Source organism: Priestia sp. MDV22-iso46, assembly GCF_058629175.1.
Genome location: NZ_JBZVWT010000001.1, coordinates 1,152,231 through 1,167,542, shown reverse-complemented (window position 1 = coordinate 1,167,542; position 15,312 = coordinate 1,152,231). Strand labels below are relative to the sequence as shown.

14 protein-coding genes and 1 other annotated feature are annotated in these 15,312 nt (G+C 33.5%); of the genes, 9 read left to right on the top strand and 5 right to left on the bottom strand.

Annotated elements, in window-relative coordinates; translation table 11 throughout:
• Positions 1-130: 130 nt before the first annotated feature.
• Positions 131-574 (top strand): hypothetical protein, encoded by a 444-nt coding sequence (locus AC4NPH_RS06035; protein WP_098315191.1) that lies wholly within the window; start codon positions 131-133, stop codon positions 572-574.
• Positions 575-713: 139 nt separating this feature from the next.
• Entirely contained in the window at positions 714-875 is a 162-nt protein-coding gene (locus AC4NPH_RS06030; RefSeq protein ID WP_155660512.1) for a hypothetical protein, read from the top strand.
• A 12-nt stretch (positions 876-887) separates the two neighbouring features.
• Here AC4NPH_RS06030 and AC4NPH_RS06025 read toward each other — a convergent pair whose 3' ends face one another.
• Complete coding sequence (locus AC4NPH_RS06025; RefSeq protein WP_098315189.1) at positions 888-2,264, bottom strand: amino acid permease; 1,377 nt, start codon at positions 2,262-2,264, stop codon at positions 888-890.
• 43 nt (positions 2,265-2,307) lie between these two features.
• Positions 2,308-2,522, bottom strand: a binding site (T-box leader).
• A 1,479-nt stretch (positions 2,523-4,001) separates the two neighbouring features.
• On the opposite strand from AC4NPH_RS06025, the gene AC4NPH_RS06020 reads away from it, so the two are divergent.
• Entirely contained in the window at positions 4,002-4,175 is a 174-nt protein-coding gene (locus AC4NPH_RS06020) for an aspartyl-phosphate phosphatase Spo0E family protein (RefSeq protein WP_306471725.1), read from the top strand.
• A 288-nt stretch (positions 4,176-4,463) separates the two neighbouring features.
• On the opposite strand, the gene AC4NPH_RS06015 is transcribed toward AC4NPH_RS06020, so the two are convergent.
• Positions 4,464-5,507, bottom strand: a complete 1,044-nt coding sequence (locus AC4NPH_RS06015) for a PocR ligand-binding domain-containing protein (RefSeq protein WP_098315188.1) — start codon at positions 5,505-5,507, stop codon at positions 4,464-4,466.
• 306 nt (positions 5,508-5,813) lie between these two features.
• Here AC4NPH_RS06015 and AC4NPH_RS06010 point away from each other — a divergent pair, with 306 nt between their 5' ends.
• The 3 genes from AC4NPH_RS06010 to AC4NPH_RS06000 all read left to right on the top strand — a co-directional run bounded on the left by AC4NPH_RS06010 (position 5,814) and on the right by AC4NPH_RS06000 (position 9,729).
• Positions 5,814-6,947, top strand: a complete 1,134-nt coding sequence (locus tag AC4NPH_RS06010) for a glycerol dehydrogenase (RefSeq protein WP_098315187.1) — start codon at positions 5,814-5,816, stop codon at positions 6,945-6,947.
• A gap of 1 nt (position 6,948) precedes the next feature.
• On the top strand, positions 6,949-8,712 hold the full coding sequence (dhaK, locus tag AC4NPH_RS06005) for a dihydroxyacetone kinase subunit DhaK (RefSeq protein ID WP_029324498.1): 1,764 nt from the start codon (positions 6,949-6,951) through the stop codon (positions 8,710-8,712).
• 378 nt (positions 8,713-9,090) lie between these two features.
• Positions 9,091-9,729 carry a hypothetical protein gene (locus tag AC4NPH_RS06000; RefSeq protein WP_013056512.1) on the top strand — a complete coding sequence of 213 codons (639 nt, stop codon included), beginning with the start codon at positions 9,091-9,093 and terminating at the stop codon, positions 9,727-9,729.
• Positions 9,730-9,853: 124 nt separating this feature from the next.
• Here AC4NPH_RS06000 and AC4NPH_RS05995 read toward each other — a convergent pair whose 3' ends face one another.
• Positions 9,854-10,204, bottom strand: coding sequence for an immunity protein CdiI family protein (locus AC4NPH_RS05995; RefSeq protein WP_013056513.1), 351 nt, complete (start codon positions 10,202-10,204; stop codon positions 9,854-9,856).
• Between the two features lie 202 nt (positions 10,205-10,406).
• A complete protein-coding gene (locus AC4NPH_RS05990) occupies positions 10,407-11,015 on the bottom strand; it encodes a TetR/AcrR family transcriptional regulator (RefSeq protein ID WP_097812021.1) in 609 nt (202 codons plus the stop codon).
• A gap of 195 nt (positions 11,016-11,210) precedes the next feature.
• Between AC4NPH_RS05990 and AC4NPH_RS05985 the strand changes: the two genes are divergently transcribed.
• The 3 genes from AC4NPH_RS05985 (at position 11,211) to AC4NPH_RS05975 (ending at position 13,844) form a co-directional block, all read left to right on the top strand.
• Positions 11,211-11,948 carry an SDR family NAD(P)-dependent oxidoreductase gene (locus tag AC4NPH_RS05985; protein WP_055991162.1) on the top strand — a complete coding sequence of 246 codons (738 nt, stop codon included), beginning with the start codon at positions 11,211-11,213 and terminating at the stop codon, positions 11,946-11,948.
• Positions 11,949-12,158: 210 nt separating this feature from the next.
• Complete coding sequence (locus tag AC4NPH_RS05980) at positions 12,159-12,944, top strand: SDR family oxidoreductase (RefSeq protein ID WP_013056516.1); 786 nt, start codon at positions 12,159-12,161, stop codon at positions 12,942-12,944.
• Positions 12,945-13,070: 126 nt separating this feature from the next.
• Positions 13,071-13,844, top strand: coding sequence for an SDR family NAD(P)-dependent oxidoreductase (locus AC4NPH_RS05975; protein ID WP_013056517.1), 774 nt, complete (start codon positions 13,071-13,073; stop codon positions 13,842-13,844).
• A 610-nt stretch (positions 13,845-14,454) separates the two neighbouring features.
• Here the strand turns inward: AC4NPH_RS05975 and AC4NPH_RS05970 are convergent.
• Complete coding sequence (locus tag AC4NPH_RS05970; protein WP_098598653.1) at positions 14,455-15,000, bottom strand: TetR/AcrR family transcriptional regulator; 546 nt, start codon at positions 14,998-15,000, stop codon at positions 14,455-14,457.
• Positions 15,001-15,312: the final 312 nt, after the last annotated feature.

Genomic DNA, 15,312 nt, shown 5'->3' with positions numbered 1-15,312 from the left:
AGGCAATCATACCTATGTTTTATAAATGGTTAAAAAAATAAAAGTACATGATATTAACTTAGGAGTAATTTTTAGGTAAATCACTAATAAAAAAGGACATACTAACGTTATCTAAAAAAGAGGTGTTACTATGGAATCTCCTTTTGAAATGATAACCAATGTGGACAAGGTCGAAAATGCTTATTATATAGAAGTGAAACCAGGTGAGTACAATGCAAAGTATTGGAATAAAGAATCGGTCTATTTTGCTGATGAAGCTTTTGCTTATTTCTACACCACGATTTGCAAGTATGTGCCACAGTATCAACCTACCCAAGTGACAGAAATCAAAGCAGGAACATGGCTGAGGATCAGTAATCAGCTGCAAGAACTCGCGTATTTTTTGAGCACTAATCCGCCTATGATTAAACTAAAGAAATGGATTGATTTTAGCAAAGTAGAGGAAACGTACAAACAGTTTGATCATCACAAAAACAAGTACATTCGTGAGTTAATTAACATGATTAACGAATTTACAGTGTGGATAACAAAGGTATGTCAAACACAATCGTACATCACCATTTTGGGCACTTAATGGAAATCGATGTTGCTTATTTTAATCTACAAGCTATGCAGAAAATGAAAGAATTGTTCAAAATGAATATGGCATATTACGCTAAAGGAATAAACTACACTCGCAGCGAAAACAACTATAAGGAGATGCAAAGAGTATCTTGCACTTAACAGGCCTTGAAACCTTAGAGGCTTGGAATGAAGAGCAAAAATCCCAAAAACAAATCGTTAAATCACTAAAAATGCTCTCAGATGAAGCAAGTGATTCTATAAATCAAAAAAAGATACTTTATAAAGTATCTTTTTTTGATTTAAGTTTTTGAAGAATGTAAAATCTAATTGGTATCATTCGGTACTTCAAGAGAAGTAGGTTTGGTGTTCCTTTTGAAAAATGAAAGAATTACCATTACAAGAACGAATGCTACACAAACTATAGAGCTTAACCTATTCGCACTGTCTATGAGAAAGACTATGAAGCTAATAATTAATGTACATGCGGCAAAAAGCGTTAAATAAGGGAAGCCCCAAAGTTTAAAATATGGTTTTTCTTTATATTGAGGACGTAGCTTTAGCTGAGCTAAGCAAATACTAATCCATATAAGAGAAACTGTAAATCCAGGAATAGCTAATAAATAAGAAAAAGCTTTTTCAGGATATAAGTATACGAGGTACGTTCCCAATAATAAAAATAGGACACTGAAAGCTAAACTGTAAACAGGTACGCCTTGTTTATTTACATAGGACAAACTTTTAGGAGCATCTCCCGAATGAGATAAAGAATGAAGCATCCTTGTACAGCCATAAATACCTGAATTGGCTGCTGAAAGGACAGCTGTTAATAAAATAAAGTTCATAACATGAGAAGCCCCTTGAAGCCCGGCTGTTTCAAATACTTGGACAAAAGGGCTAGCATTTGCATCAATTTTATCCCATGGTATCAAGCCACAGATAATAAAAATAGGCAAAGTATAAAACAGAACTACTCTCCACATAACGCCTTTAACTACCCCTGGCAATACCTTTTCAGCATCTTTCGTTTCTGTAATAGTTAAACCAATGAGTTCTGATCCTCCATACGAGAAAATGACTACAAGTAATGTAGAGAAAACGGCTTTCCAGCCATTTGGCATAAAATCACTATAATTATGAAGATAATGAGAAGATGAATTATTGCTTGGCATAATTCCAAATAGTATCGCTATACCTAATAAAATAAAAGCAATAATAACAAAGATTTTAATACCAGCAAACCAAAACTCAATTTCTCCAAAAGACTTTACGCTTGTAGCATTAATTAAAATAAGTACAATTGAACAAATAAGACAAAGAATCCATAACGGGATAGAAGAAAACCAATATTGCAGAAAACTACCTGCAGCGATGACTTCAATAACGCATACAGTAAGCCACATAAAGCAATAAGTAGCTCCCGTTACAAAAGAAAAACGTCTTCCAAAAGCTTTTTGAATTAGATCTTTCATATTGTGGGATGGGTATACAATAGCCATTTCAGCCAAAGCTCCCATTACAATAAGAAGCAATAGTCCAGCAAATAGATACGAAAAGATAACCGAAGGTCCTGCTAATCCAATTGTATCAGCACTCCCTTTGAAAATCCCTGTCCCAATCATTCCTCCAATAGCAATCATTCGAATGTGTCGCGGTAATAATTGCTTTTTTAACGTATTCTTTGATGCAGTATTTTCTTTCATGATGCCCTCCTTTTAACATAAAAAAGTCCCTGCTGAATTATTCAGCAGGGACGAAAATTTCGCGGTACCACCCTATATTGTAAAAACATCTTACCTCTTAATTAGCATAACGGTTTTATCCGTCCTCTCTAAAACACCATTAGAAGAGGAAGCTCTAGGAGTGAATTTCATCTCTAACCTTTGTACTGACTTCCACCAATTATCAGCTCTCTATAACAGGGAGATTAGGATTACTTAAGATCCTATCTTAGCTTTTGTTTATTAAATTAAAGTGTATGTAATGTATATCATATTAGTTAGTTTGAAATTAAATGTCAATATGTTTTTTATCTACTTACAGCTATAAGAAGAGTTATTAGATTTTACATAAAGATAACAATTATCACTATTTAGTAGTTAATCATTCCTTTTCCAATCATTTGTACTGTGATTGAATTGTACGCTTTTCTATAATAGAAAACCTACTGTGCAAACAAGAGTACAGTAGGTTTTCAAATCAGAATAAAAATGGTGAGAATATATCTCAGTATTGTATTTTATCCTAAAGAATATAACAAGGCAAGAGTTATTATCCTTTTAGGAACTTTTCTTTTACAACATTTGAATTACAACTATACAAAAACCTTTAATAATAGGAATTTTAAAGGTTTGTTACTTCTTATAATTTATCTTATGTAAACTTGCAAAAGAAATAAGCTCTTTTTTATTTGATATTTTGATTGGAGTTGCAGCCAGAAGACTGAGCAGCCCTCTTCCTTTCTGTCATGTTAATTACACCTGTTCGCTATGTATTTTTATCAAACCATACTTGTATCATACAGTTGGCAAGCACTCATGAATTTTTCAAATAGAAAAAAGCACCCTCATCGTTAATGGCATTGGAGAATAAGGGTACTTTATAGGAAGGCACATATTATAATTTAGGAGATACTAAGATTTTTGAATTAATTTAATCATTTATTATATTGTCCATGTAATAAATGATTAAGGGGGAGAAAAATGAACATTACAGTAGTTGAACATGATCCAAATTGGAAGTATGAATATCTAAATGAAGAATACCTAATTCAGGGTGTTTTTTAAAATCAACGTATTTTAAAAAAACTGTGATTTTATTAAAGCTATAAGCTTGATTATTAACAAACTGTTGAGTCACTTATTTTGTTAGGACATCTAATAAAATTAGGAAACGAAGAAGACTTTACTTCCTTGCCCCGTATACTTTTACCTTATTGTAAAATGTCTCTTTCTTCATGCCTACCTCTGATTTAAAAGAAAAATAGGCGCTATCATAGAGCTTATTATTGCTGTTATACTGTTTAACTTTAGTACGTTTAAAACAAATAAGTGATTGATAGCAAATTAAATCTTACATATCATCTACGTAAAAAGGACAAACAAGTCATCATGTTTGTCCTTTTTGTCATTCTGGTGGTAGGGTAAATATTCAATTTCTAATTTAAAAATTGAATATCTCTATGTTAATTATAAAAAAGTCCTCATAAATTGAGGACTTTTCTTAACTATGAAATTAGGAATGGAAATTTTATTTGCATCTACAAAATGTATTATAACACGCATTCGATATAAAAAATGAGCTATTCAAATCCTAAAAAGGGGATTCCGAGCTTTTAATTGGATTTTACAGGAAAAAACATTGTTGGAAAGCCAAAATATAGTTAGTGTTAAATAAAAAAGTAGCAAATTAGAGCAATAGGTGATTAGGTAAGTGCAAGTATATATAAAGAACAATTTTTAATAAAAGCTTTACTTGTAGATATAGAGGCAGGAAGAGAACTTATGATTCAAGTTGGTTTAGAAGAAGGATTCACCAGTGAAAATACCATTGTAATTAGCCAATCCATTGATCAATTGCTAAACCAATTAAAAGAGGCCTCTACGGCTGATTAGTTCTTATTTTTTATGAAAAAAGTATAAGACACCTCGATATTGGCAATCAAGGTGTCTTTTTGTATGGGTTCATTCATGTGTGATATGCTCCCAATTAAGTGGATGGAGTAAATAAAAAATTTGTTTATTTAATATGCTGCTTGTTTATTTCTTATTTTACTCAGATAAAAATCAATCGTGTTTCCACTTAAAGAGATTTTGCTTTTACATACTGAGAGTATCCCTTTTTAGAGTAATAGTATCAGTATGGAAAAGTTATATATATTTCTTACATCAGGACTGAAAATTCTACAGCTTTTCTTGATAATATTTCCGATAGACGTTAGGAGTTATATTTTCATATTTTTTAAATGTCTTGATGTAATACCCGGGGTCGTTAAAACCTAATTCATCGCTAATCTGTGCAATAGACAAATCCGTTTTTTCTAATAATTGTTTGGACCACTCTATTTTTTTGAGAGAAACAAAAACAGAAAAATTCATACCCGTTTCTTTGGTAAATATACGGCTGAAATAACCTGTACTAATGTGACATAAATCGGCCATCTTTTGTTGAGATATTTTTTCTCTTTTATGTTTATAAATGTAGTCAAAGGCTGGCTGTAATACTTTGTTTTTACAAACTAAGTGATCGTTAATAGACGTTTTTACGTAAGCATTAGTAACTGTGTTGGCTAATTCCTTTTTTATATTTTGAATATTATCTAGAGAATAACCGTAAGAAATGTCTTCAGTAGAAAGGTCCTCTTTTACTGGAGCCATCTTTTCATATACTTCTAAAATTAAGTTTTTATTCATAGCTTCCTCTACAATGTAGTTACAAAGCCTATATAACATTTGAGCAGCGTCGTTAATTTCTGTATAGGATAGAGTAGGAATAGAATCATATAGACGCTGTATTTCCTCATTATTATTTAAATTCTGTTCAAATCCCTTTGATGGAACAGTAAGCATTTGTTCCAAGGGAGGATGTTTGTCACCATCCTTAATTTTCACTTCTCCCGCCATGATGGCACCTACATATTTATCATCAATTATAATGGGAATGGCAATATCGACAATATTCCAGTGGCATAAATAGATATAAGGAGCATTGGTTCTGACTGCCTCTAGTCCTCCCCGCGCATCGCACTTTTCACAAAGTTTTGCTGTATTAGGATTTTTACGCATAGTCTCACAAAATGGACGTACGCCACTGTGTTGAGAAATGGGCACTCCTTTATAGTTAACCGTGACAATCGCTAATTTTGTAACAAGAGCAAGCGAATCTTGAAGATTTCGCCACTTTTTTAAATCTAGTATTTTATCTAAATTCATGTAAGTAGTTTTCAATGATGTTTTTATCTCCCTTACTTACCTTGTGGTAGTTTAAATCAACTATTTGAGAATACTTTTTCTTTATTCTTTAGTTCATGAAATAAAAGAGTTCTTAGCGATAAAGGTCATCTCTGCTCAACATGAACTTGGTAATATTTTTACCTGAAATAATGTCATAATAATACCATATTAAATGAAGAGAGCAAAAAAATACGATAAAAGGTTGTAAAAACTCGTCATTTAAGACTAATGTAATCTTGGACAAAAGATAGTAAAATTCCAATTGTAAGGGATTACAAAGTCAATTAGGAGGTTTTACTTATGAGGAAAGCATTTATTAGTCCTTCAAAATACATTCAAGGTGAAAATGAAATTTTAAACCTAGGTTATTTCGTGAAAACATTTGGTACTTCTGCACTTTTAATAGCACATCCTGAAGATATTAAACGTGTACAAGACAAATTAGATGCAACAGCAGAAAAATATGGTATTACATTTTTTGAAGGCGGATTCAATGGCGAATGTTCAAGACCAGAAATTTCTAGATTGCAGGAAATAGCAAAAGAAAACAACTGTGATTGTACAATTGGTTTAGGTGGCGGTAAGGCAATTGATACAGCAAAATGTGTGGCAGAGGGAGAGGGATTAATTATCGTCCCAACAATCGCTGCTACAGATGCACCTACAAGTCATTCCGCAGTTATATATACACCAGAGGGTGCTTTCGATGATTACGCATACTTTAAGCAAAGCCCAAGTGTTGTATTGATTGATACAACAGTGATTGCTAATGCACCTACTAGATTCTTAGTATCTGGTATGGGAGATGCATTATCCACTTATTTCGAAGCAAGAGCAACAGCACGTTCTTTCTCTAATGTAAATGCTGGATTACCTTGTGGAGTGCGTGAGGACTTATGTGCACCAGCAAAAGGTACAAATGCAGCGTTAGTTTTAGCAAAACATTGCTACAACACTCTATTAGAGGACGGGGTTAAAGCAAAAGCTGCAAGCGATTATAATGTTGTTACTCCAGCCTTAGAAAACATTATTGAAGCCAATATCTTATTATCAGGATTAGGGTTTGAAAGTGGTGGATTAGCTGGCGCACATGCAATTCATGATGGACTTACTCTTTTAGAGAGTGCGCACCACTACTTCCACGGTGAAAAAGTAGCTTTTGGTACATTAGCACAATTGGTATTGGAAAATGCCCCAACTGAGGAAATAGAAGAAGTGTTAGATTTCTGTTTAGCAGTAGGACTTCCAGTTTGTCTTGCTGATATTGGAGTAGAACAAATCACACAAGAAGAGTTAATGGAAGTAGCTAATAAAGCTTGTATTCCAGAGGAATCTATTTATTCTATGCCATTCCCTATTACTCCAGAGTCAGTAGCTGCAGCTATCATCGCAGCAGATCAAATTGGAAATGATTATAAGAAGAGATTAATATAAGATGAAAAAAATTATTAATAAACCAGAAGATGTCGTACTTGAAATGTGTAAAGGAATGGTTCTAGCACATACTGAACTGAATTTAATTGAAAAATATAAAGTCATTAAAAAAGAGCAAATTAATAAAAACAAAGTAAGTATAATTAGTGGGGGCGGTAGTGGACATGAACCTGCTCACGCTGGATATGTTGGCAAGGGCATGTTAGATGCAGCAGTTTGTGGTGATGTATTTGCCTCACCTTCTCAAATACAGATTTATCAAGCTATTAAAGAAACAGCAAGTGATAAGGGAACTTTACTAGTTATTAAGAACTACAGTGGTGACATGATGAATTTCAAGAATGCTGCTTATCTGGCAGAAGAAGATGGAATTCAAGTGGATTATGTAAAAGTAGATGATGATATTGCTGTACAGGACAGTTTATATACAGTTGGAAGACGTGGAGTAGCTGGTACTGTTCTTGTCCATAAAATAGCAGGTGCTGCAGCAGAACGCGGATATGATCTACCAAAAGTGAAAGAGGCAGCAGAAAACGCTATTGCGAATGTTAAAAGCATTGGTATTGGGCTAACTTCTTGTACAGTTCCTGCTAAAGGAACTCCTACGTTTGAGATTGCAGAAGATGAGATGGAATTTGGGGTTGGCATTCATGGAGAACCTGGTATCCGTCGTGAAAAAATTATTTCAGCAGACGAACTTGCAGAGCGCATGGTAACGGCATTATTAAAAGAAATAGGGATAGAAGATGGAAAAGGAGAAGTGGCTGTCCTAATTAATGGATTTGGAAGCACACCTCTTCAAGAACTATATTTATTAAATCATTCTGTCATTCGTGAATTGTCACGTAGAAAAGTAACGATTGCAAGAACGTTTGTCGGAAACTATATGACAGCCATTGATATGGCCGGTGCTTCTATTTCAATTATGAAATTAGATGAAAACTTAAAGAGTCTCTTATCTGAAGAGTGCGATACTCCTGCGCTAAGAATCAAAGGTGAAGTACCAGCTGTCACTTATGATGAAATCATCGGTACCGTGGAGGCCCCGAAAGTGTCCTATGAGGTGCAAACCAACAAAGAATATTCCGTAGTAACGGAAAATCGATTGACGTTGAATAATATTATTTTTATGGTTGACCAAATGAGTGAATGTATTATTAGAAATGAAATACCATTCTGTGAATTAGATTCCCATGCTGGTGATGGGGACTTTGGAATGAGTGTTGCTAAAGGATTCAAACAGTTGAAATCTGAATGGCACGAAATTCTAGAAAATAAATCAAATGATATTGGCAACTTTTTAGAGGCGTGTTCTATCGTTATCATGGAGCACTGTGGTGGAGCATCAGGACCTATTTGGGGATCAGCGTTTCGTGCGGCTGGAAAGAACACCGAATCTAAAACCGAACTCACTTTAGCAGAATTTGCTGAAATGGTCCAAGCGTCTGTAAAAGGAATTCAAGCAACAGGAGAACGTTCTTTTGGACGTGGAGCTGTTGTGGGAGATAAAACTTTAATCGATGCCTTAGTACCTTATGCAGATACGTTAACATCAAGTGCTGCTGAAGGTGAAAGCTTGAAACATGCTCTTGTCAAAGCAGCAGAAGCTGCTGTTGAAGGAGCAAAATCAACCGAACAGATTGTTGCACGTATGGGACGTGCTGGTACGGTTGGAGAAAGAAGTCTTGGTTATCCGGACGCAGGTGCACATGGCTTAGGCGTAATTTTTACTGAAGTAGCTCAAGTAATGCGAGAAAATAAGTAAAATTTGGTATTATCCCCTCTAAATATAGTGTGAAAAAACTACTCTTTGAGAGTGAGGGTTACACTATACGTGGAGGGGAACTTTTTATGGGTCACTAAGGACAATCTCTTACAATCTCGTTTAAGCTATAAGTGGTAAAAATGTACAATAACCAATGGTATTTCAAAGATAAAAAAGAAAAACAAAAAGTGAACGATCCCTTGATTATCAAGGGATCGTTTTTCACATGTTTTCTGGAAAGAGTGATTATGTTAACTAACTTTGTATATGATATTCAAGTTTCCCAATTCAATTTTGATATATAATTAAAATAGAATAAACCTGTGATTTAGTCTATTTAGATGGCAAAATATAAAGGTTATAAAGGAAAATATAGAGATGAATGTAAATAACAAATGGTTTTTAGCTAAGTATGAGCCAGCATCCAAAGTAGGGGCTTATAAGTGGGACTACAAATTTGATAATAGTATTGAAGCAATGCGGTTAGTAAATAGATATCTAATTGAAAGAAATAAGTTATTCTCGTTTTTGAGTAATAAAGCTTATATTTTTTATATCCTTAAGCCTGTTGAAGGCCACAGTAAAATACAAAAACTATTATGTGAAAGAAACCTTCAAAAGAAGGGATTTAAAGAGTTAGACTATTCTTATGTAAAGGATGAAAAGGATTACACACCTTTTGTATCGGAAGAGGTTCGAACTATTAAATATTGTTATAAGAACTTAAACAAGTATGACGATGGACCACTCACTCTTGATCTATTTAACGAAAGTTTAGATACAGTTATTTTATTTTCTGAAGAAGACATTTCTAAAAATTTAATAGTTGATTATTTAAAAAATGAGGAATTACATCTTTGGAGAAATAAAGAAGCAGGTGGAATACTTAATTTTTTAAGCGAGAAAAGGATAGGTTTAGTATATAAACATGGTTACTTTTTTCATGAAGAAGCTACTGCACGACCAGAATTAGAAGAAACGGTATTTATATGTTACGTTCCTTGGATATTGACTTAGTTAATAAAAGTAAAAGCTGAAAGACCAACGATGGGGCTCTTTCAGCTTTTTAGTTCCTAGAAATAAAACACGTTATCGGTAGTGAAAAATAAGCAGTCCTCTAATTAAGGACTGCTTATTTTTCTTATAGGTCTTTGTATAGTTCTCCTGATTTAGAAGGAACAAAAACAATCGGATAGTCTATACCTAATTGTTTTTTTACTTGTTCAAAGAGCTGTAAGCCTTTTTTGTTATATTTAGTTTCCATTTCTATTCCATTTTCCCTTAAAGAATCGGTATCAAAATCAATCCAGTTTCCATAATCATCAATCCACTCTTCAAGCTCACCTTTAAGATTTTCAGACAAAGGAAATTCTTCAAGATCAAGGTTTTCTCCACAATCATTACACCAGATGGGATCTGCGGAGAAATCAGCTTCTAATTTATATGTATTATGTTTGCATTTTTCCTTATTAAATAAGTTTTTAAAGAACATAAATTACCTCCATTTATATTCTTTATAATACACTGAAACCTTTCCATATCCTATGTCAAAGTTAACATAATCAATGTTACCGGAACCTATAAACAAAAAGAGAAGATCATGCTTCTGAACTCCTCTTTTTTATTTTTTATATAAATGAGCAAATTTACATGTATTGAGCAAACTAATCAAGATGCTAAAGTTATTAGTTTATTTACTTTTTATTTCCAATATACTCGATTGAGTATATATGTGTTTTCGCTAGATCAATGACTTCGTGAATAAATTCGTCTGGGTTTTCCTTAAATCCATTCCGAATCCAATTCTGAAGAAGGCCATAAAATCCATAGGCTGTATAACGTTTAAAATACTCCATATTAACTGCTATATTGTTGATGGTTTCAAAAATAAATTGTTCCTTATAGATCTTTAAGATCATTTGAGGAAACTGTATATGTAACCCCGGTAAGGTGTCATCGTAATTAATGAGTTCAAAAAAATTTCGGTTTTTATAAATGTAGAAAACGATGTTTAAATACGGTGCATTTAGCTTAGTTGTATACACTTTACGACCAGGTACATATGGACTGCCTACTGAAGATTCTAACCCTTGAAGCATGGAAGCAAGCAAATCTTTAGCAAGTTCAATTTTGTCAGGGTAATGAATATAAAAGGTACTGCGATTATAAGAAGCATAATCAACAATATTTTTTACAGTTACGGTATGGTAGCCCTTCTCTTTTATGAGTTCAATCAATGCCTGTTTTAAATGTTCTTTTGTACGATTTTGACGTTGAGATGGTGTATTTTGTTCATTATGCATGAAAAAACCTCCTTTAAAGTAGACAGATTTATCGTAAGTGTCTAGTTAGTGGACACTTAATGATATCTTAATGATTGTTAAATATGAACAGAGTAGTACAATTAAATTATGAACAAAAAAGCACAGATATAAAATATATCTAGCATTTTTACTCTAAATATGGTAGATGATTTTCAATAACTAGGAGGATTTAGAATGGGAAAATTACAAGATAAAGTAGCTGTTATCACTGGTGGAGCATCCGGTATTGGGGCAGCAACGGCACGTTTATTTGTTTCAGAAGGAGCCAAAGTAGTTCTTGTAGATTTAAATGAGGAAAAAGGAAAAGCTTTTGAGAAAGAGTTAAAAGAGCTTAGCCAAGAAGTTCTTTTTATAAAGGCAAATATTACGAGTGAAGAAGAAGTCAAAAATATTTTTAAACAAACTGTTGAAACGTTTGGTAAAGTGGATGTTGTTTTCAATAATGCGGGTATCGGTCGGGTTCATCCATCACACGATTTAGAGTACTCAGAATGGCGCAAAACTGTCAACGTGGACCTAGATGGAGTCTTCTTGGTAGCACGTGAGTCCATTCGTGAAATGTTAAAAACAGATGGTGGTACCATTGTTAATACAGCGTCTATGTACGGTTGGGTTGGATCACCCGGTTCAGCTGCCTATAACGCTGCAAAAGGCGGCGTGATCAACTTAACTCGTTCACTTGCACTTGAATATGCAGAACAAAATATCCGTATCAACGCATTATGCCCAGGTTTTATTGATACACCAATTATACCAGAAGAAGACAAACAAGCTTTAGCTGCAATTACACCATTAAAACGTTTGGGTAAAACAGAAGAAATGGCAAAAGCAGTATTATTCATGGCCTCTGATGACTCTTCATATATGACTGGTAATAGTTTAACCCTTGACGGTGGATATACAGCTCAATAATAAATTTAGAAGGTGAACCCTCTTGCTTTTTGAGTTTTAAACAGGAAATAGTTAGCTTTGCCGGATTAAATGTACCACTTGGGTACTAGTAGATGACTTACATGATTATATATCTTTATTTCAAGATATTTTAATTAAAGGAAACATAATAGAATATCTATCATAATTTATTTGCCATTTTCTATGAGAATAATAAAGGAGGAATTTTCGATGGTTAATCGTTTTGATGGGAAAGTAATATTAATTACCGGTGCAGGATCCGGTTTGGGTCAAGCTTCTGCCTTACAAGTAGCAAAAGAAGGAGCAAAACTTTCACTCGTTGATCTAAACGCTTCTTCATTACAAGAAACAAAAAATAAAGTGTTAGAAGTTGTACCGAACGCAGAAGTGTTACTTATCACTGCAAATGTGTCAGATGAAAAAGAAGTAGAAAACTATATAAATAAAACAGTTAAGAAATTTAAGAAAATCGATGGTTTCTTCAACAACGCAGGAATCGAAGGAAAACAAAGTCTCACAGAAGATTTTGATATTGATGAATTCCAAAAAGTAGTTAATGTTAACTTAAATGGTGTGTTTTACGGCCTAAAAAGCGTATTGAAAGTCATGAGAGAGCAAGGTTTTGGCTCTATTGTTAATACTGCTTCAGTTGGTGGTATTCGTGGTTTAGGAAACCAATCTGGTTACGCAGCTAGTAAACACGGTGTAGTTGGATTAACAAGAAACTCGGGAATTGAATATGGTCAATACGGAATCAGTATCAAAGCCATTGCACCCGGTGCAATCATGACACCAATGGTCGAAGGTTCATTAAGACAAATTGATTCAGAAAAATGGGAAGAAGCAGGAAAACAATTTGTTGAGACAAACCCGATGAAACGATTTGGCAAACCAGAAGAAGTGGCTTATTTAGTCGCATTCTTATTGTCTGATCAAGCAAACTTTATAAATGCAACTGTTATTCCAATCGATGGTGGTCAATCTTATAAATATTGAAGATTTTTGCGAAAACTAAAGTTACTGCACGATCATAATTTCATTTATAAATAAGGTAATAATAGAGTGAATTATCATAGAACACATAAACCACGTATAAATAATTAATAGAAGGAATGATACATCATGGGAGATTTCTCAAATAAAGTTGTTTTAATTACGGGTGCTGCTGGCGGTATTGGTATCGCTACGGCAAAAGCTTTTGCTAAGGAAGGCGCAAAGCTAGCATTAGTTGATTTAAAAAAGGGAAGCTTAGAAAAGGCAGTTAAAGAAGCAGGGATTAACGATGCTTTATTATTGACTGCAGATGTAACAAATGAAGAAGAAGTAAAAAAATATGTTGATGATACTGTTGAAAGATATGGAAGAATTGATGCATTTGTAAACAATGCAGGGATTAATGGGGATTTTGCAAATATTGTGGATCAAACCGTTGAAAACTTTAAAAATGTATTAAATATTAATGTCATTGGAGTATTCTTAGGTTTAAAATATGTCATGAAAGTAATGATGAATCAAAAAGAAGGTTCAATTGTAAATATGGCATCTAATGGTGGATTGCTAGGTGCACCTGGAATGAGTTCATATGTAGCATCTAAGCACGGAGTAATCGCTCTTAATAAAACAGCAGCACTTGAAGGTGCAGAATATGGCATACGTTCTGTTGCAGTTTGTCCTTCGGGTGTTGATACTCAGATGATGCGTTCTATTGAAAAAAATGCAATGCCAGGTAAAGAGGAAGAAGCCAAATCCGTTTTTGAAGCGTCAGTACCAATGAATCGTTATGCTGAGGCTACTGAAATCGCCAACTTAATCACATTTTTAGCTTCTGAAAAGGCATCATTCATATCAGGTTCTTATTATCGTATTGATGGTGGACAAGGAGCTACATCGGTGTAAAAAAGACTGTCCTAATAGACTGAGGTGAATATAACTTTTATCTAACAATCAGGGCTCTCCTCATAATAGTCTATATATAAAGCCGGCTTTTCTATTTAAGGGAGAAGTCGGTTTTATTATCAAATACTTCTTTTAAATAAATATACACTGTAAACTAGCAACAAAACTAATAAAGATAAGGCTATCCAATAAATACTCATTAGGCTGTTTGGAAAGTAAGTAATAGCTCCGTATAAAAGAAAAGCAGTTATTAGAAAAAAACAAATAAATCGACCTAAATAACGTATCAAAAACCGAACAATCTCTTTCACTTAGTTTCCTCCCTTTTAAGTCTTTTTTTCATTTTCGTTAACTCCTCTCTCGTTATTTTCCTTATAATTACATTTTATCAGAGATTATGTATCAGTTCAGGATGTATGCTATAGTTAGTTACCATAATGTGCTTTATCGGCACAAAAAATCCTTATATTAATACATAAGGATTTTTTGGCATTTACCGTTTTAATTATCTTAACCAATTGTTCATACACAGCAACAAAAAAAGTCTATGTGTTGCTGCTGTTTTCCTTCTATGTTAATCACCTTTTGTAATATATAGAAGCTCTTATAACTACAGATTTCTATCTAATAACGTCCCCAGTTGTTCTGCTACAACTTCAGGTGGATCAGGCATTCCTTTCATGAAATAGGTTTCCACTACTCCTACGATAGCTGATCCAAAGAAGGTAAGAATCATGTTTTCACTGAAGCCTTGATTTTTACCTTCAGTGATATCTACGTCATTCTTTAATTCTTCAATAACGAATTCTAAGAAATGTTTACGAAAAGCAAAAGCTCCTTTCCCTGTTAACATCGTCGAAAAGAATAAATAATGGCTTTCAAAGTATTCGAACCAAATAACGTTGGCTTCTTTAAAGCTTAGTTCAGATACTGATTCACACAAATTTCTAAGCTTACGAATATGTTCTTCAATTATTTTATCTAATAAATCAAACTTATCTAGATAATGAAGATAGAACGTTCTATTTCCTACATTCGCTCCATTGCAAATATCCTTTACCGTAATTTTATCAAAATCTTGTTCTGACATAAGTTCCATAAAAGCGTTTTTTATGGCTTCTTGAGATTTAAGTATTCTTCTATCGATTTTAGTCATGGTCATCGTCACCAAACTTTCTTAAAAATTAATACACAGTTTAAATTCATTCGTGCATTAATGCGTGAATTCATCGAAATTGACGTTTGAAAACATCCTGTTTTCCTTTTATATTATATACATAGAAGAAATAATACATCAATGTGCATTATTTCTTTCGCGTGTTATTTAACACCTACAGCATAATAAAACAGAAAATCTCAATGAAAGAAGGGATAGGAATTTCAAAAAGAAGTGATTAACTAACGTACCTTCTATGTAGATTACTTAAAAGACATGGTTGTCGTTATAGTTACTAACAAATTAGGCTTT

What these genes read in the sequence shown, in the direction of transcription:
- AC4NPH_RS06035 (WP_098315191.1), top strand. Translation starts at nt 131, where the DNA reads ATGGAATCTCCTTTTGAAATGATAACCAATGTGGACAAGGTCGAAAAT.
- AC4NPH_RS06025 (WP_098315189.1), bottom strand. Translation starts at nt 2,264, where the DNA reads ATGAAAGAAAATACTGCATCAAAGAATACGTTAAAAAAGCAATTATTA.
- AC4NPH_RS06010 (WP_098315187.1), top strand. Translation starts at nt 5,814, where the DNA reads ATGAGGAAAGCATTTATTAGTCCTTCAAAATACATTCAAGGTGAAAAT.
- dhaK (WP_029324498.1), top strand. Translation starts at nt 6,949, where the DNA reads ATGAAAAAAATTATTAATAAACCAGAAGATGTCGTACTTGAAATGTGT.
- AC4NPH_RS06000 (WP_013056512.1), top strand. Translation starts at nt 9,091, where the DNA reads ATGAATGTAAATAACAAATGGTTTTTAGCTAAGTATGAGCCAGCATCC.
- AC4NPH_RS05995 (WP_013056513.1), bottom strand. Translation starts at nt 10,204, where the DNA reads ATGTTCTTTAAAAACTTATTTAATAAGGAAAAATGCAAACATAATACA.
- AC4NPH_RS05990 (WP_097812021.1), bottom strand. Translation starts at nt 11,015, where the DNA reads ATGCATAATGAACAAAATACACCATCTCAACGTCAAAATCGTACAAAA.
- AC4NPH_RS05985 (WP_055991162.1), top strand. Translation starts at nt 11,211, where the DNA reads ATGGGAAAATTACAAGATAAAGTAGCTGTTATCACTGGTGGAGCATCC.
- AC4NPH_RS05980 (WP_013056516.1), top strand. Translation starts at nt 12,159, where the DNA reads ATGGTTAATCGTTTTGATGGGAAAGTAATATTAATTACCGGTGCAGGA.
- AC4NPH_RS05975 (WP_013056517.1), top strand. Translation starts at nt 13,071, where the DNA reads ATGGGAGATTTCTCAAATAAAGTTGTTTTAATTACGGGTGCTGCTGGC.
- AC4NPH_RS05970 (WP_098598653.1), bottom strand. Translation starts at nt 15,000, where the DNA reads ATGACTAAAATCGATAGAAGAATACTTAAATCTCAAGAAGCCATAAAA.